The 20,793-nt window shown below is 66.6% G+C and carries 21 protein-coding genes, 1 pseudogene and 1 riboswitch; of the genes and pseudogenes, 9 read left to right on the plus strand and 13 right to left on the minus strand.

Annotated elements, in window-relative coordinates; genetic code table 11:
- Together trpS and QOC76_RS25960 are read right to left on the minus strand one after the other, a co-directional pair.
- A partial coding sequence (gene trpS / locus QOC76_RS25955) for a tryptophan--tRNA ligase (protein WP_526361865.1) occupies nucleotides 1–578 on the minus strand: 578 nt, incomplete at its 3' end.
- Nucleotides 579–603: 25 nt separating this feature from the next.
- Entirely contained in the window at nucleotides 604–999 is a 396-nt protein-coding gene (locus QOC76_RS25960; RefSeq protein WP_526361905.1) for a MarR family winged helix-turn-helix transcriptional regulator, read from the minus strand.
- Nucleotides 1,000–1,095: 96 nt separating this feature from the next.
- On the opposite strand from QOC76_RS25960, the gene QOC76_RS25965 reads away from it, so the two are divergent.
- On the plus strand, nucleotides 1,096–1,719 hold the full coding sequence (locus QOC76_RS25965; RefSeq protein ID WP_526361867.1) for a TIGR03086 family metal-binding protein: 624 nt from the start codon (nucleotides 1,096–1,098) through the stop codon (nucleotides 1,717–1,719).
- Between the two features lie 46 nt (nucleotides 1,720–1,765).
- A complete protein-coding gene (locus QOC76_RS25970) occupies nucleotides 1,766–3,139 on the plus strand; it encodes an FAD-dependent oxidoreductase (protein WP_526361869.1) in 1,374 nt (457 codons plus the stop codon).
- Here QOC76_RS25970 and QOC76_RS25975 read toward each other — a convergent pair.
- Nucleotides 3,130–3,516, minus strand: a complete 387-nt coding sequence (locus QOC76_RS25975) for a hypothetical protein (RefSeq protein WP_526361871.1) — start codon at nucleotides 3,514–3,516, stop codon at nucleotides 3,130–3,132. The genes QOC76_RS25970 and QOC76_RS25975 overlap by 10 nt on opposite strands.
- A gap of 104 nt (nucleotides 3,517–3,620) precedes the next feature.
- On the opposite strand from QOC76_RS25975, the gene ephH reads away from it, so the two are divergent.
- Complete coding sequence (ephH, locus tag QOC76_RS25980; RefSeq protein WP_526361873.1) at nucleotides 3,621–4,442, plus strand: epoxide hydrolase EphH; 822 nt, start codon at nucleotides 3,621–3,623, stop codon at nucleotides 4,440–4,442.
- Here ephH and QOC76_RS25985 read toward each other — a convergent pair.
- Complete coding sequence (locus QOC76_RS25985; protein WP_526361875.1) at nucleotides 4,439–6,676, minus strand: NADP-dependent isocitrate dehydrogenase; 2,238 nt, start codon at nucleotides 6,674–6,676, stop codon at nucleotides 4,439–4,441. The two genes, ephH and QOC76_RS25985, sit on opposite strands and share 4 nt — an antisense overlap.
- Nucleotides 6,677–6,848: 172 nt before the next feature.
- Nucleotides 6,849–6,968: riboswitch (SAM riboswitch) on the plus strand.
- A 41-nt stretch (nucleotides 6,969–7,009) separates the two neighbouring features.
- On the opposite strand from QOC76_RS25985, the gene QOC76_RS25990 reads away from it, so the two are divergent.
- The 3 genes from QOC76_RS25990 to QOC76_RS26000 are packed head-to-tail and all read left to right on the plus strand — an operon-like array spanning nucleotide 7,010 to nucleotide 10,236.
- Entirely contained in the window at nucleotides 7,010–8,356 is a 1,347-nt protein-coding gene (locus QOC76_RS25990; RefSeq protein ID WP_526361877.1) for a bifunctional o-acetylhomoserine/o-acetylserine sulfhydrylase, read from the plus strand.
- Between the two features lie 9 nt (nucleotides 8,357–8,365).
- Nucleotides 8,366–9,487 carry a homoserine O-acetyltransferase MetX gene (gene metX / locus QOC76_RS25995; RefSeq protein WP_526361879.1) on the plus strand — a complete coding sequence of 374 codons (1,122 nt, stop codon included), beginning with the start codon at nucleotides 8,366–8,368 and terminating at the stop codon, nucleotides 9,485–9,487.
- Nucleotides 9,488–9,492: 5 nt separating this feature from the next.
- Nucleotides 9,493–10,236, plus strand: a complete 744-nt coding sequence (locus QOC76_RS26000) for a class I SAM-dependent methyltransferase (RefSeq protein WP_526361881.1) — start codon at nucleotides 9,493–9,495, stop codon at nucleotides 10,234–10,236.
- Between the two features lie 63 nt (nucleotides 10,237–10,299).
- Here QOC76_RS26000 and QOC76_RS26005 read toward each other — a convergent pair whose 3' ends face one another.
- From QOC76_RS26005 to QOC76_RS26020, 4 genes are read right to left on the minus strand one after another with little or no spacing between them, the layout of a single operon-like run.
- Nucleotides 10,300–11,817 (minus strand): FAD-dependent oxidoreductase, encoded by a 1,518-nt coding sequence (locus tag QOC76_RS26005; RefSeq protein WP_526361883.1) that lies wholly within the window; start codon nucleotides 11,815–11,817, stop codon nucleotides 10,300–10,302.
- Nucleotides 11,814–12,446, minus strand: a complete 633-nt coding sequence (locus tag QOC76_RS26010) for a TetR/AcrR family transcriptional regulator (protein ID WP_526361885.1) — start codon at nucleotides 12,444–12,446, stop codon at nucleotides 11,814–11,816. The genes QOC76_RS26005 and QOC76_RS26010 overlap by 4 nt, the downstream gene beginning before the upstream one ends.
- A gap of 55 nt (nucleotides 12,447–12,501) precedes the next feature.
- The gene (locus tag QOC76_RS26015) at nucleotides 12,502–12,795 is read right to left on the minus strand and encodes a DUF3017 domain-containing protein (protein ID WP_526361887.1); all 294 of its coding nucleotides are present in this window, start codon (nucleotides 12,793–12,795) and stop codon (nucleotides 12,502–12,504) included.
- 10 nt (nucleotides 12,796–12,805) lie between these two features.
- Nucleotides 12,806–13,675: a bifunctional methylenetetrahydrofolate dehydrogenase/methenyltetrahydrofolate cyclohydrolase gene (locus QOC76_RS26020; RefSeq protein ID WP_526361889.1), complete on the minus strand. Its 870-nt coding sequence runs from the start codon at nucleotides 13,673–13,675 to the stop codon at nucleotides 12,806–12,808.
- A 41-nt stretch (nucleotides 13,676–13,716) separates the two neighbouring features.
- Here QOC76_RS26020 and QOC76_RS26025 point away from each other — a divergent pair, with 41 nt between their 5' ends.
- From QOC76_RS26025 to QOC76_RS26035, 3 genes are all read left to right on the plus strand, one after another.
- Nucleotides 13,717–14,979, plus strand: coding sequence for an NADH:flavin oxidoreductase (locus QOC76_RS26025; RefSeq protein ID WP_526361891.1), 1,263 nt, complete (start codon nucleotides 13,717–13,719; stop codon nucleotides 14,977–14,979).
- A gap of 30 nt (nucleotides 14,980–15,009) precedes the next feature.
- Nucleotides 15,010–17,646 carry an ATP-binding cassette domain-containing protein gene (locus QOC76_RS26030; protein WP_526361893.1) on the plus strand — a complete coding sequence of 879 codons (2,637 nt, stop codon included), beginning with the start codon at nucleotides 15,010–15,012 and terminating at the stop codon, nucleotides 17,644–17,646.
- Nucleotides 17,647–17,803: 157 nt separating this feature from the next.
- Nucleotides 17,804–18,133 (plus strand): DUF732 domain-containing protein, encoded by a 330-nt coding sequence (locus tag QOC76_RS26035; protein ID WP_526361895.1) that lies wholly within the window; start codon nucleotides 17,804–17,806, stop codon nucleotides 18,131–18,133.
- A gap of 4 nt (nucleotides 18,134–18,137) precedes the next feature.
- On the opposite strand, the gene QOC76_RS26040 is transcribed toward QOC76_RS26035, so the two are convergent.
- The 5 genes and pseudogenes from QOC76_RS26040 to QOC76_RS26060 all read right to left on the minus strand — a co-directional run.
- Entirely contained in the window at nucleotides 18,138–18,698 is a 561-nt protein-coding gene (locus tag QOC76_RS26040) for a pentapeptide repeat-containing protein (protein WP_526361897.1), read from the minus strand.
- Between the two features lie 6 nt (nucleotides 18,699–18,704).
- Nucleotides 18,705–19,307 carry a GTP-binding protein gene (locus QOC76_RS26045; RefSeq protein WP_526361899.1) on the minus strand — a complete coding sequence of 201 codons (603 nt, stop codon included), beginning with the start codon at nucleotides 19,305–19,307 and terminating at the stop codon, nucleotides 18,705–18,707.
- Nucleotides 19,308–19,323: 16 nt separating this feature from the next.
- Nucleotides 19,324–19,698, minus strand: a complete 375-nt coding sequence (locus QOC76_RS26050; protein ID WP_526361901.1) for a DUF742 domain-containing protein — start codon at nucleotides 19,696–19,698, stop codon at nucleotides 19,324–19,326.
- A 7-nt stretch (nucleotides 19,699–19,705) separates the two neighbouring features.
- Complete coding sequence (locus QOC76_RS26055) at nucleotides 19,706–20,158, minus strand: roadblock/LC7 domain-containing protein (protein WP_526361903.1); 453 nt, start codon at nucleotides 20,156–20,158, stop codon at nucleotides 19,706–19,708.
- A pseudogene (locus tag QOC76_RS26060) lies at nucleotides 20,155–20,793 on the minus strand (ATP-binding protein); the annotation flags it as partial. The pseudogene QOC76_RS26060 and the gene QOC76_RS26055, both read right to left, overlap by 4 nt.

The following is a 20,793-nucleotide window of genomic DNA, read 5'->3' on the forward strand; positions in this document are numbered from 1 at the left end:
TCGTAGATCTTGGCGGTGGCCTTCGGAATCATCGGCTCCGGGATGACGAAGGTGTCGGGGAAGCGCGAGTTGAATCGCTGCGCGACGTCGCGCGCGAGTTCGAGGTGCTGACGCTGGTCCTCACCGACCGGTACCAGGTCGGTGTCGTAGAGCAACACGTCGGCGGCCATCAGCACCGGATAGGTGAACAAGCCCACGGTGGTGGCCTCGCTGCCCTCCTTCTGCGACTTGTCCTTGAACTGCGTCATCCGAGAAGCCTGGCCGAAGCCGGTGAAACAGCCCAGCACCCACGCGAGTTCGGCGTGCGCGGGCACGTGACTCTGCACGAAGATGGTCGCCCGGAAGGGGTCTACGCCCATCGCGAGGTACTGCGCTGCGGTCGCCAGCGTGCGGCGCCGAAGGGTGGCCGGATCCTGCGGCAAGGTGATGGAGTGCAGGTCGACGACGCAGAAGTAGGCGTCGAACTCATCCTGCAGGCCTGCCCACTGCGCGACCGCCCCCAGCGCGTTGCCGAGGTGCAGGGAGTCGGAAGTAGGTTGCACGCCGGAGAACACGACGCGGTCGGCTGGCTTGCTCATGATGGGCTCAATCTTTCCACCCACATCATCCCCATTCGCGTGGGGTCATCCGCTCGAGCGCCCGCAGGAACGTCCGCCGGTCCTCGGCGCCGAGTTCGCCGAGCCACCGCTCTTCGCCGCGCTGGATCTCGTCTTGCACTGCGTCTTTGACACGGCGCCCCGTGTCGGTGATGGCCAGTAACCGCACCCTGCGGTCGTCCGGGTCGGGTCGGCGTTCGATATAGCCGTCGTCCTGGAGCTCGTCGAGGGTGCGGATGATCCGCGTCTTGTCGGCGCCGATCGCCGCGGCGAGGGCGGCCTGGGTCCGCATCGATGACCTGTCCAGAGCCAACAGGACGACATAGCCCCACATCGTCAGGCCGTGCGCTTCGAGAACCGGTTCCTCCGCGGCGACGAGCTCACGCAGAAGCGGCGCCAGCATCGCGGCCAGGTCGGGGCGCCGCGGATTCGACGACTTCGCTGCCACCCCGTCATGATAGGCATTGCGCTATCGTATGCGTATGCCTACTATCTACATATGCCTACTAAAGCCACCGACATCTCCCAACTACACCGAATCGCCGTGCTGAAGTCGATCGACATCGTCGACTCCGTCCGGCTGACCGATCTCGATCGGACGACGCCCTGCGACGGCTGGAATCTCGCCGCCCTCTTGGCACACATGACCGTGCAGCATCGCGGATTCGCAGCCGCTGCAAGGGGTTTGGGCGCAGATCCCGCAGTCTGGCGTGTCGATTCGGTGGTCGACGCGGTGACCGCCGACCCGCAGCGGGCCTACTCCGAGGCGGCGCACGACATGCTTGAGGCATTCGAGGACGACGGGACGGCCGACGCGCCGTTCGCATTGCCCGAGTTCGGCGAGGGTGCGGTGTTCCCCGGTGAGATGGCGATGGGATTTCACTTCGTCGACTACGTCGTGCACGGCTGGGACGTCGCCGCGTCGCTGGGTGTCCCGTTCGAACTACCCGCCGACGTCGTCGAGGCCGTGCTGCCGTTGGTACGTGCAGTGCCCGACGGCGACTTCCGAACAATGGCCGGGGCGCCGTTCGCGCCAGCCGTCGAACAGGTCGGCACGGACGACTTCGAGCAGATACTGCGCTATCTCGGCCGCAGGCCGGACTGGCGTCAACACATGGAGTAGGCGACTACGCACGACCACCGCTGACGAAGGCGTCAAGATCACATTCATGGCGAAGACGGGTGAGCACGCGATCGTTCTCGGCGCCAGCGTGGCGGGCATGCTCGCCGCCAGAGTGCTGGCCGACTACTTCGACACCGTCACGGTGGTCGAACGCGACATCCTCGGCGACGGGCCGGACAACCGTCGCGGGGTGCCTCAGGATCGGCACCTGCACGGGTTGTTGATGCGAGGCGCGCAGGTGCTCGAGGAACTGTTCCCCGGCTTCCTCGACGAACTCGTCGCGGCAGGCTCGTCGTACTTCGACGGCAACGACCTGTCCAAGATGTACTTCTGCATGAACGGTCACCTCGGGGTTCGCTCGGGCAGTTCTCGGCATATCAAGGCCTACAGCGCCAGCCGTCCGTTTCTCGAGTACCACGTGAGGCGGCGGATGCGGGTAATTCCCAGCATCGCGGTGCTCGAGGGGTACGACTTCGTCGACCTGATCACCACCGAGAATCGCGACTGCGTCACCGGCGTCCTCATCGCACCGCACGGCGGCGGCGAGGGCGTTTCGAAACTCCCAGCGGATTTGGTCGTCGACGCCACCGGCCGCGCCGCCCGCACACCGGTAATGCTCGAGCGACTCGGCTACCCGCGGCCGGTCGAGGACAAGGTCACCGTCCATTTGAAGTACTCGAGCCAACAGTTACGGCTGCCACCCGACGCGCTGCACGAGATGGGCATGGTCGTCTCGCCGATCCCCGGCAGGCCGACGGGCGTGGGCCTCGCCCGATGCGAACACGACACATGGATGTTGCTGGCCTTCGGCATGGCGGGCAATGATCCCCCGGACACGTACGCCGAACTGTGCGATTTCGTCGAACCGTTCGCGCCGCGACACGTGGTGGCAGCGCTTCGATCGGCTACTCCGCTTGGACCGACCGCACAGCACCGCTTCCCGTCGAGCCGCTGGTATCGATATGACCGGATGCGGCGACTCCCAGACGGATTGATCGCCACCGGCGATGCGGTGTGCAGCTTCAACCCGATCTACGGACAGGGGATGACTGTGGCCGCACTCGACGCGCTGACACTGCGGGACTGCCTGGCGAAGGGAACGACAGATCTGCCGCGGCGATTTTTCCGCGCGAGCGCCAAGCCCATCCGCCAGGCATGGCAGATGGCGGCTGGCGGCGACTTGTCGTTGCCTGAGATCGAGGGCACTCCCCCGCTGTCGACGAGATTGATGAACCCCTACATGGATCGGATCATGACCGCGGCGGAATCCGACGTATCCGCTTTCGAGCAGTTCATCCGAGTGGCATGGCTGGTGGATTCGCCGGTGAACCTTATGCGGCCGTCGATCGCCGCGCGAGCGATGACGGCCAAGCGCCGCAAGCCGGCCGCTGAGCCGGAAAGAGCAGTGGTTCACCCGTAGTCCACGTCGTCACGGAATCGGCGGTGCACCGATTGCCTGGGCACGCCGAGAAGCCGGCCGATCTCGGCCCACGAGAAACCCACCGCCCGCGCAGCCCTGACGGCGTTTGCGTACCGAACCCGAGCACGATCGAGGTCCTCGCGCGCCCCGCGGAGCTCTCGCCAACACGAACCATTCATCGCTTCGTCGTGGATCGCATCGGAGTTATCTGGCGGCGTCGGTTCCCGCTCGGCGGATTCGATCCATTTCTCTACCCCCTTGCGCGCGGCGATGATCGCAGGGTGATTGGCCCACCACGGCTGGCCGGTGGCGTCCGCCGGAGCACTTTCCTTCTGCGACGCGTGATCATCTGATGACGGTTCCTGTTCAATCGTCATCATTTGATGACGGCCCGCAGAGGCCACGTGGTTCCCGTCTGTGACAGATGAGGCGGATCAAGCGGGCTTGCGATACCGGCGGTACCACCTTTAATGTCGGCAGCATGACGCAGCGCGACCCGATTCACCTCGGCTCCGGCGAGCCAATGCTTTTGCTGCACCCGTTCATCCTGTCCCAGAACGTGTGGAAACGCGTCGCTCCGCTGATAGCTGACACGGGCCGCTACGAGGTCTTCGCGCCGACCATGGTCGGCCACAACGGAGGAGCCCGCGGCAACTTCCTGCTCGACATCGCCACCCTGGCCGACGACGTAGAGCGCCGGATGGACGCGTTGGGCTGGGGGACGGCTCACATCGTCGGAAATTCGCTCGGCGGTTGGGTGTCCTTCGAACTGGAGCGGCGCGGCCGTGCCAGGACACTGACCGGTATCGCGCCAGCGGGCGGATGGAACCACTTCACGCCAGCGAAGTTCGAAATCGTCGGCAAGTTCCTCGCGGCGGCTCCGGTGTTCGCCGTCTGCAAGCTCCTCGGCAAGCGCGCGGCCAAGTTCCCGTTTGCGCGCCAGGTCGCGTACCCGGCGGTGAGCGCGACCGCCGACAGCCTCACCGAAGAAGACATCCTCGAGCTCATCGACGACGCCGGTCACTGCTCGGCGTACTACCAAATGCTGGTGAAGTCGTTGACGCTGCCCGGTCTGCTGGAGTTGGCGCAGACCCGGACGCCGACGCATCTGGTGATCTGCGAGAAGGACAGGGTGCTGCCGACGCCGCGGTACACCCGTCTGTTCACGGAGCGCCTTCCGAAGAACACGAAAGTGACGACGCTTGACGGGGTCGGACACGTGCCGATGTACGAGGCGCCGCAGCGGATCGCCGACGTGATCACCGAATTCGTCGACCAGTACGCCCATCCAAAAGCGGGCTAGCTCCGCGCAGCCTCCAGCGTCTCGTTGAGCGTCTTGCTCGGCCGCATCACTGCAGTCGTCTTCTCGCGGTCCGGATAGTAGTAGCCGCCGATGTCCACCGAATCCCCTTGCACCTCGGCAAGTTCGGAGACGATCGCGTCTTCGTTCTCCGCCAGCGACTTGGCCAGTCCGGCGAAGTGGTCGGCCAGCTCCTGGTCCTCGGTCTGCTCGGCGAGCTGCTGCGCCCAGTACATGGCGAGGTAGAACTGGCTGCCGCGGTTGTCGAGCTCACCGGTCCGGCGCGACGGGCCTTTGTTGTTCTCCAGCAGCTTGCCGATAGCAGCGTCGAGCGTCGTGCCCAACAGCGTGGCCCGCTTGTTGCCGGTTTTGGTGCCCAGGTCTTCGAAACAGGCGCCGAGAGCGAGGAACTCGCCGAGCGAATCCCAGCGCAGATGGTTCTCCTCGACGAGCTGGTGTACGTGTTTGGGCGCCGATCCGCCCGCACCGGTCTCGTACATGCCGCCGCCCGCCATCAGCGGCACGATCGACAGCATCTTGGCGCTGGTGCCCAGCTCCAGGATCGGGAAGAGGTCGGTCAGGTAGTCGCGCAGGATGTTTCCGGTCGCGGCGATGGTGTCCTGCCCGCGGAACACCCGCTCCAGCGTGTACCGCATCGCCCACACCTGCGGCATCACCTGGATGTGGAGGTCCTCGGTGTCGTGGTCCTTCAGATAGGCCTTGACCTTCTTGCGCAATTCGGCCTCGTGGGGACGTTCGGTATCCAGCCAGAACAACACGGTCATTCCGGACGCGCGCCCGCGATTGACGGCCAGCTTGACCCAGTCCCGGATCGCGGCGTCCTTGACGATCGGCATGCGCCAGATGTCGCCGGTCTCGACATCCTGGCTGAGCAGTACCTCACCGGTGTCGATGTCGACGATGTTGGCGACGCCGTCCTCCGGGATCTCGAAAGTCTTGTCGTGGCTGCCGTACTCCTCGGCCTGCTGCGCCATCAGGCCGACGTTCGGGACGGTGCCCATCGTCGTCGGGTCGAACTGGCCGTGGGTCTTACACCAGTTGATCATCTCCTGGTAAATGCGCGAGAACGTGGACTCGGGGTTGACCGCCTTGGTGTCTTTCGTCCGCCCGTCCGCGCCGTACATCTTGCCGCCGAGCCGGATCATCGCGGGCATCGACGCGTCCACGATCACGTCACTGGGTGAGTGGAAGTTGGTGATGCCGCGGGCCGAGTCGACCATGGCGAGTTCGGGGCGGTGTTCGTGTACCGCGTGGATGTCCTGGATGATCTCTTCGCGTTGTGACGCAGGCAGCGACTCGATCTTGTCGTAAAGATCGGACATCCCGTTGTTGACGTTGACGCCGAGTTCGTCGAGCACCTCCTGGTGCTTGGCGAAGGCTTCTTTGTAGAAGACCTTCACCGCGTGGCCGAAGACGATGGGATGCGACACCTTCATCATCGTTGCCTTGACGTGCAGGGAGAACATCACGCCGGTCTTGTACGCATCCTCGATCTCTGCTTCGTAGAAGGCGCACAAAGCCTTCTTGCTCATGAAGTGGCTGTCGATGATGTCGCCGTCGTTGAGCGCCACCTCCGGCTTGAGCACGATCGTTTCGCCGCGACTGGTCTCGAGCACCATCTTGACCTTGCGGTCCTTGTCCAGGGTCATCGACTTCTCGCCGTGGTAGAAGTCGCCATCCTTCATGGTCGCGACGTGGGTGCGCGACGCCTGCGACCACTCGCTCATGCTGTGCGGATGCTTCCTGGCGTACTCCTTGACCGCCTTTGGTGCCCGGCGGTCCGAGTTACCCTCGCGCAGAACCGGGTTGACGGCGCTGCCGAGAACCTTGGAGTAGCGGTCCTTGATCTCCTTCTCGTCGTCGTTCTTCGGATGGCCCGGATAGTCCGGCAAGTCGTAGCCCTTGGCCTTCAACTCCTTGATGGCGGCGAGCAACTGGGGCACCGAGGCGCTGATATTCGGCAGCTTGATGATGTTGGTGGCCGGGTCCTGTGTGAGGTCGCCCAGCCGGCCCAGGTTGTCCGGGACGCGCTGGTCTTCGGTCAAGCGGTCGGAGAACTCCGCCAGGATGCGCGCCGCGACCGAGATGTCACTGGTTTCGACGTTGATGCCTGCCGGCTCGGTGAAGGTCCGGATGATCGGCAGGAAGGCGTAGGTCGCCAGCAGTGGCGCCTCGTCCGTCAGCGTGTAGATGATCGTCGGCTGCTCGTCGCTCATGTGTGGTGTCTCCCGGCATCAGTGTCGGCTATCAGTATCGCGTCGGTTACGAACCTACGCGTGCCGAAGATGGGGGCATTTGCCCCATGCCCTGACGGAGTCAAAGCCCGCAGAATTGCGTCGTGATCATCCCACTGGCAGCGATGACCTGGGTTGCGATAGGCTTCCAAGCGGTCATGAGCGCCAGCGTCAAGCCCCGGCTTGCTGGCCGGCAACCCTCCAACCGCGGTGGGGTGCCCCGGGAGACGACCAGGTTGAGTAGCCGAACCCGGCTACGCGGCAAGCGCGGGTCCGTCGGACGGGCCCCCAGAGTAGGCAAATGGAGGTCTTTTCATGAGCACGCCAGAAGATCCGACGGTCAATTGGTCGTTCGAGACCAAGCAGGTCCACGCCGGGCAGACCCCCGACAGCGCCACCAACGCGCGGGCGCTGCCGATCTACCAGACCACCTCGTACACGTTCAACAGCACCGAGCACGCCGCCGCCCTCTTCGGTCTCGCCGAGCCCGGCAACATCTACACCCGGATCATGAACCCGACCCAGGACGTCGTCGAGCAGCGCATCGCCGCCCTCGAGGGTGGTGTCGCGGCACTGTTTCTGGCCTCGGGCCAGGCCGCCGAGACGTTCGCAATCCTCAACCTGGCGAACAACGGTGACCACATCGTGTCCAGCCCGCGGTTGTACGGCGGCACCTACAACCTGTTCCACTACACGCTGCCCAAGCTCGGCATCGACGTCAGCTTCGTCGAGGATCCCGACGACCTGGACTCCTGGCGGGCCGCCGTGCGGCCCAACACCAAGGCGTTCTTCGGTGAGACCATCTCCAACCCGCAGAACGACATCCTCGACATTCCCAATGTCGCGGCGGTCGCGCACGAGGCCGGGGTGCCGCTCATCGTCGACAACACCGTCGCCACCCCTTACCTGATCCAGCCGCTCAGCCACGGCGCCGACATCGTCGTGCATTCGGCCACCAAGTACCTGGGCGGACACGGCGCCGCGATCGCGGGCGTCATCGTCGACGGCGGCGGCTTCGACTGGACGAACGGCAAGTTCCCCGGATTCACCACGCCCGATCCCAGCTACCACGGGGTGGTATTCGCGGAGCTGGGGCCGCCCGCATACGCCCTGAAGGCCCGGGTGCAGCTGCTGCGCGACATGGGATCAGCGGCGGCGCCGTTCAACGCCTTCCTGGTCGCCCAGGGATTGGAGACGTTGAGCCTGCGCGTCGAGCGACACGTGGCCAATGCACAACGGGTTGCCGAGTTCCTCGACGCCCACCCGGACGTGACATCGGTGAACTATGCGGGTCTGCCCGGTTCACCGTGGCACGAGCTGGGCCGCAAGCTGGCGCCGAAGGGCACGGGTGCGGTACTGGCCTTCGAGCTGGCCGGGGGGATCGATGCAGGCAAGGCGTTCGTCAACGCGTTGACGCTGCACAGCCACGTCGCCAACATCGGCGATGTGCGCTCGCTGGTCATCCACCCGGCGTCGACCACGCATGCGCAGCTGACACCCGAGGAGCAGCTGGCGACCGGTGTGACGCCCGGCCTGGTGCGGCTGGCGGTCGGCATCGAGGGGATCGACGACATCATCGCCGACCTCGAGCAGGGCTTCGCCGCGGCCAAGCCGTTCCACGCCACGGCAAACGCCGATCCGGCCGCGGTTGCGTCGTTCTAAGGACTCGACGTGACAATCTTCGATGTGCCCACCGACACGCTGCCCGCCGAAGGCGAGGTCGCAGTCGTCGACATCGGGTCACTGACGCTGGAGAACGGCGCCGTCGTCGACGACGTCTCCATCGCCGTGCAGCGGTGGGGTGCGCTCTCGCCCAACCGCGACAACGTCGTGGTGGTGTTGCACGCGCTGACCGGTGACTCACACATCACCGGTCCTGCGGGTCCCGGCCACCCGACAGCAGGCTGGTGGGACGGCGTCGCGGGCCCTGGCGCACCGATCGACACCGACCAGTGGTGCGCTGTGGCCACCAACGTGCTGGGTGGCTGCCGCGGGTCGACCGGGCCGAGTTCGCTCGCGCGCGACGGAAAGCCTTGGGGCTCAAGGTTTCCGCTCGTCAGCATTCGCGACCAGGTGGAGGCCGACGTCGCCGCGCTCGCGGCGGTTGGGATCACCGAGGTGGCCGCCGTGGTCGGCGGGTCGATGGGCGGTGCCCGTGCACTCGAGTGGATGGTCTCCTATCCCGACAACGTCCGGTCGGCGCTGGTGCTCGCGGTCGGGGCCCGTGCGACCGCCGACCAGATCGGCACCCAGAGCAGCCAGGTCGCCGCGATAAAGTCCGATCCGAACTGGTGCAACGGCGATTACTACGGCACCGGCCGCTCGCCCGACGCCGGAATGGAGATCGCCCGCCGCTTCGCGCACCTGACCTACCGCGGCGAGGTCGAACTCGACAACCGCTTCCGCAACGACGGTCAGGGCAACGAGGATCCGGCGACCGGCGGCCGCTTCGCGGTGCAGAGCTACCTCGAGTACCAGGGGCGCAAGCTACTGAGCAGGTTCGATGCGGGCACCTACGTCGCGCTGACCGAGTCGTTGTCCAGCCACGACGTCGGACGCGGCCGCGGCGGCATCCGCGCGGCACTGAGCAACTGCCATGTGCCGGTGGTCGTCGGCGGCATCACCTCCGACCGGCTTTATCCGTTGCGGCTGCAGCAGGAATTAGCCGAGCTGCTTCCGGGTTGTGCGGAGTTGAAGATCGTCGACTCGATCTACGGCCACGACGGCTTCCTCGTCGAGACGGAGGCGGTCGGGGTCCTGATCCGCGAGACATTGGAGCTGGCTACAAGGTGACAGCAATGAGCCGCTCGGGCGAAGAGCCTAGGCAGCAGCGTTCCTTGTCGTTCGGCGCGGAAGCCGCGGCATACGAGCGCGGACGACCGTCGTATCCACCCGAAGCCATCGACTGGCTGCTGCCGGCCAGCGCCCGCGATGTGCTAGACCTCGGGGCGGGAACCGGGAAGCTGACTACTCGGCTCGTCGAGCGGGGGCTCGGCGTGGTTGCGGTGGACCCGATCCCGGAAATGCTTGAGCTGCTGACCAATTCGCTACCCGAGACACCCGCGCTGCTGGGCACCGCCGAAGACATCCCGCTGCCGGACGACAGCGTCGACGCGGTGCTCGTCGCACAGGCGTGGCACTGGTTCGACCCCGAACGCGCGATCAAGGAGGTCGCGCGTGTGCTGCGGCCCGGCGGACGGCTGGGCCTGGTGTGGAACACCCGCGACGAGCGGCTGGGATGGGTCAAGGACCTCGGCCGGATCATCGGGCACGAGGACGACCCGTTCAGCCAGACCGTCACGCTGTCCGAGCCGTTCGCCAACGTCGAACGCCACCATCAGGAGTGGACGAGTTATCTGACCCCGCAGGCGCTCATCGACCTCGTCGCATCGCGAAGCTACTGCATCACCTCACCGGCAGATGTCCGCACCCAAACACTGGAACGGGTGCGCGAGCTCCTGACGACGCATCCGGCGCTGGCCAACAGCAATGGGCTGGCGCTGCCCTACATCACGGTGAGTATCCGCGCCACGCTACCCTGACGCCCAAACTCACTTTTGGGCGGAAAAGTGCGAGAAGAACTCGCCAAAATGTCGATCTCGGCGCTAGCGATTGCCGAACCAACGTGCCAGCGCGCCACGCAGCCGCTCGGCGTCGTCGGGAGCGAAATCGTCTGCCGCCCAAGCGACGTAGCCGTCCGGACGGATGAGCATCGCGGCAGGCCCTTCGGCCATACCCGCGGCCACCGTGTCCACCCGCTCGGCCCAGGAGCCCGCCGCCGCCGTTGCGCCGTCGGACAGGTCGAGCAGCACCGGTCGCGCGCCGTGAAGCAGCTCGGCGACGCGGCGGCCGTCGTCGAGATCGAAATCCGGCACCATCAGGCCCGACATCGGGTGGTCGTCGCCGACGTCGTATCGGACGTCCGAGCCCGAGAGCAGGCCGGCCAGGTGCGCGGTCACCTCGCGCTGGCGCGCCAACTCGCCGAACAGCTTTCGCAACGCGTTGACTTCGGGGCCGGGAGCGGCCAGTGCCAGCTGGGCCTGCGAATGCATCATCACCCGCTCGCCCACCGGATACCGTTCCGACTCGTATGTGTCGAGCAGGCCGTCGGGCGCCCGGCCGTCCACCACGGCGGCCAGCTTCCATCCGAGGTTGACGGCGTCCTGCATGCCGAGGTTCAGGCCGGGCCCGCCCATCGGGGAATGCACATGGGCGGCGTCTCCGAGCAGGAGCACCCGGCCGTCCCGATACCGGTCGGCCTGCCGGGAGTTGATGCCGTCGACTCGACGAAGTGCGTGGCTGCCCGGCTTCTTCGGTGCCTCGAGCGGTACGTCAACCCCGATGATGCGGCGGAGGCTGTCGCGCAGTTCGTCGAGCGTCATCGGCCCGTCGGCGCTGCCGAGCGTCCAGCCGTACTCGATCGTGCCGACCATCGGGCGATCCGGCTCGAGCGAGAAGGCGATGACGGTGCCCTTCTCTAACCTGTTGTGGCCGAAGGGAAGCAGGCCGAACCCCGGGATGTCGTACCCGCGGCCTGCCACCAGAAGCTCGTCGGGCAGGTGCACGTGGGCGATTCTGCTGACGATCGGCGACGTGTGGCCGGGGAAGCCGATGCCCACACTCTTGCGCACGGTACTGCGGCCACCGTCGGCGCCGACGAGATAGCCGGCGTCCAGCCGGTATGCCCTGCCGCTGGTCGCCGCGGTCAGCGTCACGTTCGATTCACCTGCGCGCAACGCGGTGAGCTCGTGGCCCCACCGGATGTCGACCCCGAGATCGCGCGCCCGCTTCTCCAGCAGGCGCACCAACCGCGGCTGCTGGATCAGCAGGGCATACATCGGGTTGTCGTCGATGCCAAGGAAGTTCAGCGATACCCCCGCGAACATCCAGCCGTATGCGGGCTTCGGCGGCCCTTCGTCGCCGCCGAACGCGTGATAGAGACCGCGCATGTCGAGTTGCCGGATCACCTGTCCGACAAGACCGTTGGCCTTCGGTTCGTCGCTCGGTCCCGCAAGTTTGTCGAGGACGACGGGCCGGACACCTGCCAGCGCCAGTTCGCAGGCCAGCATCAGACCGTTGGGTCCTGCACCGGCGATGACGACATCGGCAGATTCGACGGTCATGGCGACCTTCTCTTGGGACTGATGGGTTCGGGCAGACCGGCCGCCACCTCGGCGAAGCCGGTCCTGATCAGCGTGGTGATCGCCACCGGCGGATCGGCCCTCACGTAGATCTCCGTCGCAGCGTCACCGACGGCACGAACGACGGCGGTCACCAGGCGTGGGTAGATGTCACGGTCAGGGTCGGTGCCGGTCCGCTCCGCGATCACCTCCAGCCACTCGTCGAACAGCTCCCTGTTCGCCGCATCGCGGATTTCCGGTCTCATCAACAGCTTTCGGATCTCGGCGAACTCGTCGCGGCTGGGTATCCTGCGTTCTTCGCTGTCGGCGTCGCGGAAATCCTCTTCGAGGGGCGCCGCGACGGCCTCGGTGATCGACGTCCACAACGGCTCGTCGGCAGGGCGCTGTCGCAGCACCGAGATGCTGCGGCGCAGGCGTTCGGTCTGGCGATAGGCCAGCGCCTCGTACTTGCCGCTGAAGTAGTTGTTGAACGTCCGCAGCGACACACCGGCCAACTCGGCGATCGCGTCGCGCGTCACCGATTCGAAGCCACCCTCGAGCACGAGCTTCAACGCCGCGTCGCTGAGCGCGCGCCGGGTGTCGAGCTTCTTGCGCTCCCGCAGACCGGTCATGAGGCCAACGTACCAAAAGTTGCACGGTGGGCAAGTTTGCCTGTCGGGCAAGCGGCTAGCTGGTGCCCAACGGGTCGATTGTCGCGGCGATGTAGAGCACGGCCGCGCTGACCGTCGCCGTGGTGACGAAGTCGATGCCCCTGCTACGCACGGCAAGCAGGCCCGCCCGGTCGTCGGTAAGCGCGATGCGCAGAGCCGCCGCGACGGCGACACCGATGCCGATCACCAACGCACCGCGCCGCCAGTACCCGGCGATCACCAGGCCGAACGCCGCCAGAAAGAAGACACCCACCAGCAGAATCGGCCACTGGCCGCGAACCACCTTGCCGGCGAACTCCCGAATGGTCACGCTGGGCCTGTCAGCCCTTCGCGCTAGCGCTAGTCGCGCGTTCGGCCAATTCGACGACGTTGGCCAAAAGGAACGCGCGCGTCAACAGACCGACACCACCGGGGTTCGGCGACACATGGCCGGCCACCTCCCACACATCGGGCGCCACGTCACCGACCAGCTTGCCGGTCTCGTCGCGGCTGACGCCGACATCGACGACCGCGGCCCCCGGTCGCACCATCTCCGCCGTCACCATGTGCGGCACGCCTGCCGCGGCGATGATGATGTCGGCCTCCCGGGTCAGTTGCGGAAGATGCCGGGTCGCGGTGTGACACAACGTCACTGTGGCATTCTCGGATCGCCGCGTGAGCAGCAGCCCGAGCGGCCTGCCGACCGTCACACCTCTGCCGATCACCACGACCTGGGCGCCCGCGATCTCCACCTCGTACCGCCGCAGCAGGTGCACGATGCCCCGCGGCGTGCACGGCAGTGGCGCGGGCTCGTTGAGCACCAACCGGCCCAGGTTCATCGGATGCAGGCCGTCGGCGTCCTTGCCGGGGTCCAGACGCTCCAGTGCGGCGTTCTCGTTGAGGTGCTTGGGCAGCGGTAACTGCACGATGTAGCCGGTGCACTCGGGGTTGGCGTTCAGCTCATCGATGGTCTCGTCGAGCTCGGCCTGGCTGATGTCTGCGGGCAGGTCGCGACGGATCGAGTTGATCCCGACCTTCGCGCAGTCGGCGTGCTTGCCGCGCACATAGGCCTGCGAGCCGGGGTCGTCGCCGACCAGAACCGTGCCGAGGCCCGGCGTGCGTCCGACGGCGGTCAGGGCGGCCACCCGCTCCTTGAGATCGACGAAGATCTCGTCGCGTGTGGCCTTACCGTCCAAAGTGATCGCACCCACGGCAGCCAGTCTGACACGGCACTGTGGCAGTCTTCTGACCCATGGACACGGCGATGAGCCCCTCGGGCGAAGAGTGGATTGCCCAGCACAACGTGTTCACCCCGGCCAAGCTCGGCCCGGTGACTCTGCGCAACCGCATCATCAAGTCGGCGACCTTCGAGGGGGCGACCCCGAACGCGCTCGCCACCGACGACCTGATCAGATATCACCAGCTGCCTGCCGCAGGCGGCGTCGGCATGACGACGGTCGCCTACTGCGCGGTCGCGGAGGCCGGCCGCACCGAGCCCACCCAGATGTGGATGCGCCCCGAGGCGGTGCCCGGTTTGCAAAAGCTCACCGAGACCATTCACGCCGAAGGCGCGGCGGTCAGTGCGCAGATCGGACACGCCGGACCGGTCAGGCATTCGCGCGTCGGCAAGACAAAGGCGCTGGCGCCGGTACGCCTCTTCAATCCCCTGGTGATGAGCTTCACCAGAAAGGCCACCCGCGACGACATCACCGAAGTCATCAACGCACACGCCAACGCCGCGCGGATCGCCATCGATTCGGGATTCGACGCCGTTGAGATTCATCTGGGACACGGCTACTTCTGCAGCTCTTTTTTGAGCCCGCTGATCAACCGTCGCGACGACGAGTTCGGCGGGTCGCTGGAGAACCGGGCGAAGGTGGCGCGCGGAGTGGTCAACGCCGTCAGGCAAGCGGTCGGCGATCAGCTCGCGGTGACGGCGAAACTCAACATGACCGATGGGGTGCGCGGCGCCATCAAGGTCGAAGAGGCTCTCCAGACGGCCAAGTGGCTGGAGGAGGACGGTGGGCTCGACGCGATCGAGTTGACGGCGGGCAGTTCGTTCATCAACCCGATGTATCTGTTCCGCGGCGACGTGCCGCTCAAGGAGTTCGCCAACGTCTTCAAGCCGCCGATCCGGTGGGGGGTGCGGCTGCTCGGCAGCAAGGTGTTCCGCGAATATCCCTACCGCGAGACGTATCTGCTGCGCGACGCCAAACTGTTCCGCGCTGAGTTGAAGATGCCGCTGATCCTGCTCGGCGGCATCACCAATCGCGAGTCGATGGACCTGGCGATGGCGGAGGGCTTCGAGTTCGTCGCGATGGGCAGGGCGTTGCTCGCCGAACCCGACCTGATCAACCGGATCCAGGCCGATGGCGACAACCATTCGGTGCGGTCTGTCTGCAACCACTGCAACGAGTGCATGCCGACAGCCCTGCGGTCGAGCGCGTCCATCCACACCCACTGCGTGGTCACCGGGTCGCCGGACCGACGTCCGACCTCCCTATCCCCGTCGTAGAACGGGCGGATACCTATAGAGTTGGTCGCGATGAGCCGACCAGCCCCGCCCGCGCTGACCGTTCGGAACGGCGGATCAGCACGCACATTCGCCGCTGGAAATGATGTCGTCATCGGTCGCGATCTTCGCGCTGATGTTCGCATCGCACACCCGTTGATCTCCCGGGCACACCTGGTGCTGCGTTTCGACCAGGGCCGGTGGATCGCCATCGACAACGGCAGCCTCAACGGCATGTACGTCAACGGACGCCGGGTGCCGACCGTCGACGTCCAGGACGGCATGCACGTCAACATCGGCAACCCCGACGGCCCCGAGCTCACCTTCGAGGTGGGCAGGCAGCAGGCTGCGGGCAGGCCACCGACATCGGCGATTCCCATCGCGAACCGCCCGAGCGGAACCTCGCCCGGGCAGCAGCCGCCGCCCACGCAGCAGCCGCCCATCTCCCGGCCGCAGCCGTACCCGTCGGGTCCGGGTCCGCAGGGCTATCCGTCGACCCAGCAGCCGCGGTATCCCGGCTCCCCGCAGCCGAGCTACGCCGGGGCGCAGGCACACCCCTCCCGCGCACCGAGTTCGGTGTCTCAACAGCTTGCACCGCCGGGGCTGTCGCAGCCTTCCCTCGAGTCGGTGACGGCGATGGGCCCGGCGGCCGCGCCCCGCTCGAGCGAGGGCAACCTCGCCACGAGCATGCTGAAGATCCTGCGACCCGGTCGGCCTGCGGACACCTCGGCGCCGGGGTCGATCAAGATCGGCCGCAACACCGACAACGACATCGTCATCCCCGACGTGTTGGCGGGCCGCCACCACGCAACCCTGGTGCCGACCGCCGCGGGCACCGAGATCCGCGACAACCGCAGCATCAACGGGACGTTCGTCAACGGCATGCGCGTCGAGAGCGCCTTGCTGAACGAGGGCGACACGGTCACCATCGGCAACATCGACCTGGTGTTCCGCGGCGGCACGCTGGTCCGCCGCACCGAGACCACCGCGGCGAGCGGCACCGGCGGCCTGGACGTGCACGGCGTCACGTGGACCATCGAGGGCAACAAAACGCTGCTGAACGACATCTCGCTGACGGCGCGGCCCGGCACGCTGACCGCCGTCATCGGCCCATCGGGCGCAGGCAAGTCCACCTTCGCGCGATTGGTGGCGGGCTATACCCACCCGACGTCGGGCACGGTGGCCTTCGAGGGACACGACATCCACGCCGAGTACGCGTCGCTGCGCTCTCGGATCGGGATGGTGCCTCAGGACGACGTGGTGCACGGCCAGCTGACCGTCAACCAGGCTCTGATGTTCGCCGCCGAACTGCGGCTGCCGCCGGACACCAACAAGGAAGACCGTGAACGGGTCGTCGCGCAGGTGCTCGAGGAACTCGAGATGACGCAGCACCGCGGAACCCGCGTCGACAAGCTGTCCGGCGGCCAGCGCAAACGCGCATCGGTGGCGATGGAGCTGCTGACGGGTCCCTCGCTGCTGATCCTCGACGAGCCGACGTCGGGGCTCGACCCCGCGCTGGACCGTCAGGTCATGACGATGCTGCGCCAGCTCGCCGACGCGGGCCGCGTCGTGCTGGTGGTCACCCACTCGCTGTCCTACCTCGACGTGTGCGATCAGGTGCTGCTGTTGGCGCCCGGCGGTAAGACCGCATTCTGCGGGGCGCCCAACCAGATCGGCGCGGCGATGGGCACCACGAACTGGGCCGACATCTTCAGCAGCGTCGCGCGCGACCCCGACGCGGCCGCCCAACGATTCATCGCCACGCACGGGCCGACGCCACCACGGCCGCCCGCGCAGACGCCTGCGGACCTCGGTAAACCGACGAAGACCAGCCTGCGGAAGCAGTTCTCGACGATCGCACGTCGCCAGATGAGGCTGATCATCTCCGACCGCGGCTACTTCATCTTCCTGGCGTTTCTGCCATTCATCATGGGTGTGCTGTCGTTGTCGGTGCCGGGTGACGTCGGTTTCGGCGTGCCCGTTCCTGCGATACAGGGCGGTGAAGCGCCGAACGAGCCGGGGCAGATCCTCGTGCTGCTCAACGTCGGCGCCATCTTCATGGGAACCGCCCTGACGATCCGCGCTCTGATCGGCGAGCGGGCCATCTTCCTGCGCGAGCAGGCCGTCGGGTTGTCCACGACCGCCTACCTTTTGGCCAAGGTCGTCGTCTTCGCCCTGTTTGCGGTGATGCAGTCGGCCATCGTCGTCGCCATCAATATCTACGGCAAGAAGTGGGGTCCGGGAGCCGTGGAGAGCGGCTCGGTCATCCCCAACCGAACCCTCGAGCTGTTCGTCGACATGGCGGCCTGCTGCGTGGCCGCGGCGATGGTCGGCCTGGCGCTCTCGGCGCTGGCCAAATCGAACGAGCAGATCATGCCGCTGCTGGTGATCGCGATCATGTCGCAGCTGGTGTTCCAGGGCGGCATGATCCCGGTGACGGGCCGAATCGGGCTCGACCAGTTGTCATGGATCACGCCTGCGCGGTGGGGATTCGCCAGCACCGCGTCGACGATCGACCTCTTGAGACTCGTACCGGGCCCGCTGACTCCGCAAGACTCACATTGGAAGCACACTCCGGGCGCGTGGTGGTTCAACATGGCCATGCTCGGATGTATCTGCATCGGCTACCTGAGCTTTGTGCGGTTCAAGATCCGGCTCAAGGGCGGTTAGTGTGCTGACCCGCCGGGCTGGCTAATCACCGGCTCGGCCTGTGACCGTCGGAAAATTGGCGTACCGGGCACTTCCAGACAGCCGCTAGGCTGGACATACGAAGCCATGCCGCTCGTGCCCGCGCCCATTCGGCGCGCCACAGGAAGGATGGACAGCTATGTCCACTCGCAGACGAACTGTTCGCTTGATCGGCGCGGCGGCGGCAGCGGGAGCGTTACTGGGAGCCACCGCCGCGCCTGCGTCCGCCTGGCCGATCCCCCTGACCTCCGAGGACGACAACTATCTCGGTGCCGTCCGCGGCAGTTGGCCGGTTGACGACGACACGCTGCTGATGGCGGGTCGCGGGGCGTGCCGCCTGCTCTACACCGGCTCAGGGACCCAGGGCGCCATCGACGGGACCGCGTCACTGTACGGCGCAAGCCCTGACCAGGCAGCCGTCGTCGTGCGGGCCGCTCGCGGCAACTTCTGCACGCAGGCGCCGGGCTAGGCCCTCACTCGCCGTGCACGTCGAGCCCGTGCGCGGCGGCGAAGGCCAGCGCCTGCTCGATGTCGATCCGGGCGCCCCGCACGGAGGCGGTGGTCCACAACGTCGGGTCGATCCGCGCGCCGCGGAGGTCGGCCTCGTCCAATCGGGTGTCCTGCGTGCGGGCCCCGCGCAGATCCGCGCGGCGCAGCACCGCCTTTCGCAGGTCCGTCTTGACCAAGCCGGCCTCGCTCAGCCTGCAGTCGGACAGGTCGACGCCGCGCAGGTCGCAGTCACCGAGAACGGCCAGCGTGAAATCCACCTCGACGAACGTCACCGGCCGCAGCCGGCATTCGGTGAACACCGAGCCCAGCATGCTGCAGTGCCGAAAGGCGCTGTGCCACAGCGTTGTGCGACGGAAGGTGCAATTGCGGAAGGCCGACCCCGCGTGTTCGGACTCGCCCATATCGACACCGCTGAAGTCGCACTCGGTGAACACCACTCGCTCGGTCCGCAGCCGGGTCAGATCATCGTCGCGAAAATCGTGCTCGACGAATTCCCGCTCTGTCCAGACGGTTTCGGCCTCCACCCGCGATCAGCCGGGCACCGACGGAAGCACGTTGAGCGCGTACTCGGTGACGGCGATCAGCGCGGCCGTCGAGGAGTGCCGATCCCTGGCGTCGACGGTGATGATGGGTACGTCATCGGAGAGCGCGAGTGCCTTGCGCACTTCGTGCGGGGCATGGCTTGCGGCGTCGTCGAATTCGTTGATTGCGATGAGGAACGGCATATGGCGGGCCTCGAAGAAGTCCACCGCCGCGAAGCTGTCCTGGAGGCGACGGGTGTCAACCAGGATGATGGCGCCGATCGCGCCAAGCACCAGGTCGTCCCACATGAACCAGAACCGGCGCTGCCCGGGAGTGCCGAACAGATACAGCACCAGGTTCTCGTCGAGGGTGATACGGCCGAAGTCCATCGCCACGGTCGTGGTCCGTTTGTCCGGCGTGGCCTCCAGCCCGTCCAGCCCGGCCGAGGCATTGGTCACCAGCGCCTCGGTGCGCAGCGGCATGATCTCGGAAACCGCTCCGACGAACGTGGTCTTACCGACGCCGAAACCGCCGGAGATGACGATCTTGGTCGACGCCTTACTACTGCCGTTTTGCTCTCCCCCTACCCTTCGGGCGGGAGGTACCCCCACGCGTGCGCGGTGACCCTCAGAGTGCTCGTAAGCCACGGAGGGTCCTTCCTATCAACTCACGTCGTTCGTCGACGCTCGACCGTTCGCTCAAGGTGGTGCGTACCCGCAGGTGACCCGACGACACCAGATCGCCGATCAGTACCCGCGCCACGCCGACCGGTAACGATAGCCGGGCGGCGATCTCGGCAACCGACGGGCTCCCTGCACACATCGCGCAAATCTGCGCCCGCACATCGTTTCCCGGCCACCGTCGCGGCTTGTCGGACAGGACCGCCTCGATCGGCGCCTCGAGTGGCAGGCTGACGCGCGAGTCCGTGCGCCCGGCGGTCAGCGTGTACGGCCGTACCAGGCTCGGCTGATCGTCGGAAGCGAAAAACTCGAGTTCGTCCACAAGCCACTCACGAGTGCTGGTGTGCTCGTCGTGACGACTGGATGACGCTGCCGACGCGCTCGACCAGCATCGCCATCTCATAGCCGATCTGGCCGATGTCGCATCCCGTGGTGGCCAGCGTCGCGAGGTTGGAGCCGTCGCCGACCCGCATCAGCAGCAGATAGCCGTTCTCCATCTCGACGACGGACTGCAGCACGTAGCCGCCGTTGAAGAGCTGCGAGGCACCGGTCGACAGGCTGGCGAGGCCCGACGCCACCGCAGCCAGCTGGTCGGCCCGTTCGATCGGCATGTGCTCACTGGCCGCCATCAGAAGGCCGTCCGCGGACACCAGAGCCGCGTGGGTGACACCGGATACTTCGCGGGCGAACTTCGAGACCAGCCAGTCGAGCGAATCGCGCTGCGTCGGACTTGGCTTGAACGAATCCCCTGTCGCTGCGCTCCTGCCCTCCGAAAAGGTCATTCGTTATCTGTTCCTCTGGTCTCCTGGGCGTGCGACCGTGCGGCGTGCACGCCGCCGAAATGGCTGCTCATGCTCGCCCGAACGGCCTCGGGATCGCGTACCGGTAAGGCGCGCGCGCCGGTGGGAAATTCGGGCGCCGACTCTACCTCGTCGTCGTCATCATGGCTGCGGTGCGCTCCACCGTTGACGGAGCCGCCGTTGGCGCCGTGGCGCGCCGCGGAACTCACCGCGCCGGGTACCAGCCGGGCACCGGGATCGCGGACGGGCAGCCCGTACTCGGTATGCGACTCCACCGGCGCGTCCTCGGCGGCCTCAGCCGCCGACCAGCCGTGGTCCCAGACCGACTCCCAGCTCAGATCGCTGCTTCTGGCCAGATCGGTGGGATCGACCAACCACTCCGACAGCATCCTCTGATAGATCGCGTCGTCGGCTCCCGACGTCCCGGAGGTCTCCGCGTCCGCGAGGGGCAACAGCTCCTCGGGCTCGTGCTCGAACTCGGGCTCGTGCTCGGCTTCGTGGACGCCGTTGGTCGACGCCTGGGCGCGGGAAGCGAAGAACGCGGAGGTGTCGACGGGCGCCTGCCACGACGCTTCTGCGGCCGGTTCCTCCCACGGCTCGGACTCGAGCTCGTATTC

The organism is Mycobacterium sp. (assembly GCF_032159565.1).
Classification (GTDB): domain Bacteria; phylum Actinomycetota; class Actinomycetes; order Mycobacteriales; family Mycobacteriaceae; genus Mycobacterium.

Coding starts and splice junctions, on each gene's coding strand:
- QOC76_RS25960 (WP_526361905.1), bottom strand. CDS start 999: ATGCTGGCGCCGCTTCTGCGTGAGCTCGTCGCCGCGGAGGAACCGGTT.
- QOC76_RS25965 (WP_526361867.1), top strand. CDS start 1,096: ATGCCTACTAAAGCCACCGACATCTCCCAACTACACCGAATCGCCGTG.
- QOC76_RS25970 (WP_526361869.1), top strand. CDS start 1,766: ATGGCGAAGACGGGTGAGCACGCGATCGTTCTCGGCGCCAGCGTGGCG.
- QOC76_RS25975 (WP_526361871.1), bottom strand. CDS start 3,516: ATGACGATTGAACAGGAACCGTCATCAGATGATCACGCGTCGCAGAAG.
- ephH (WP_526361873.1), top strand. CDS start 3,621: ATGACGCAGCGCGACCCGATTCACCTCGGCTCCGGCGAGCCAATGCTT.
- QOC76_RS25985 (WP_526361875.1), bottom strand. CDS start 6,676: ATGAGCGACGAGCAGCCGACGATCATCTACACGCTGACGGACGAGGCG.
- QOC76_RS25990 (WP_526361877.1), top strand. CDS start 7,010: ATGAGCACGCCAGAAGATCCGACGGTCAATTGGTCGTTCGAGACCAAG.
- QOC76_RS26000 (WP_526361881.1), top strand. CDS start 9,493: ATGAGCCGCTCGGGCGAAGAGCCTAGGCAGCAGCGTTCCTTGTCGTTC.
- QOC76_RS26005 (WP_526361883.1), bottom strand. CDS start 11,817: ATGACCGTCGAATCTGCCGATGTCGTCATCGCCGGTGCAGGACCCAAC.
- QOC76_RS26010 (WP_526361885.1), bottom strand. CDS start 12,446: ATGACCGGTCTGCGGGAGCGCAAGAAGCTCGACACCCGGCGCGCGCTC.
- QOC76_RS26025 (WP_526361891.1), top strand. CDS start 13,717: ATGGACACGGCGATGAGCCCCTCGGGCGAAGAGTGGATTGCCCAGCAC.
- QOC76_RS26030 (WP_526361893.1), top strand. CDS start 15,010: ATGAGCCGACCAGCCCCGCCCGCGCTGACCGTTCGGAACGGCGGATCA.
- QOC76_RS26035 (WP_526361895.1), top strand. CDS start 17,804: ATGTCCACTCGCAGACGAACTGTTCGCTTGATCGGCGCGGCGGCGGCA.
- QOC76_RS26055 (WP_526361903.1), bottom strand. CDS start 20,158: ATGACCTTTTCGGAGGGCAGGAGCGCAGCGACAGGGGATTCGTTCAAG.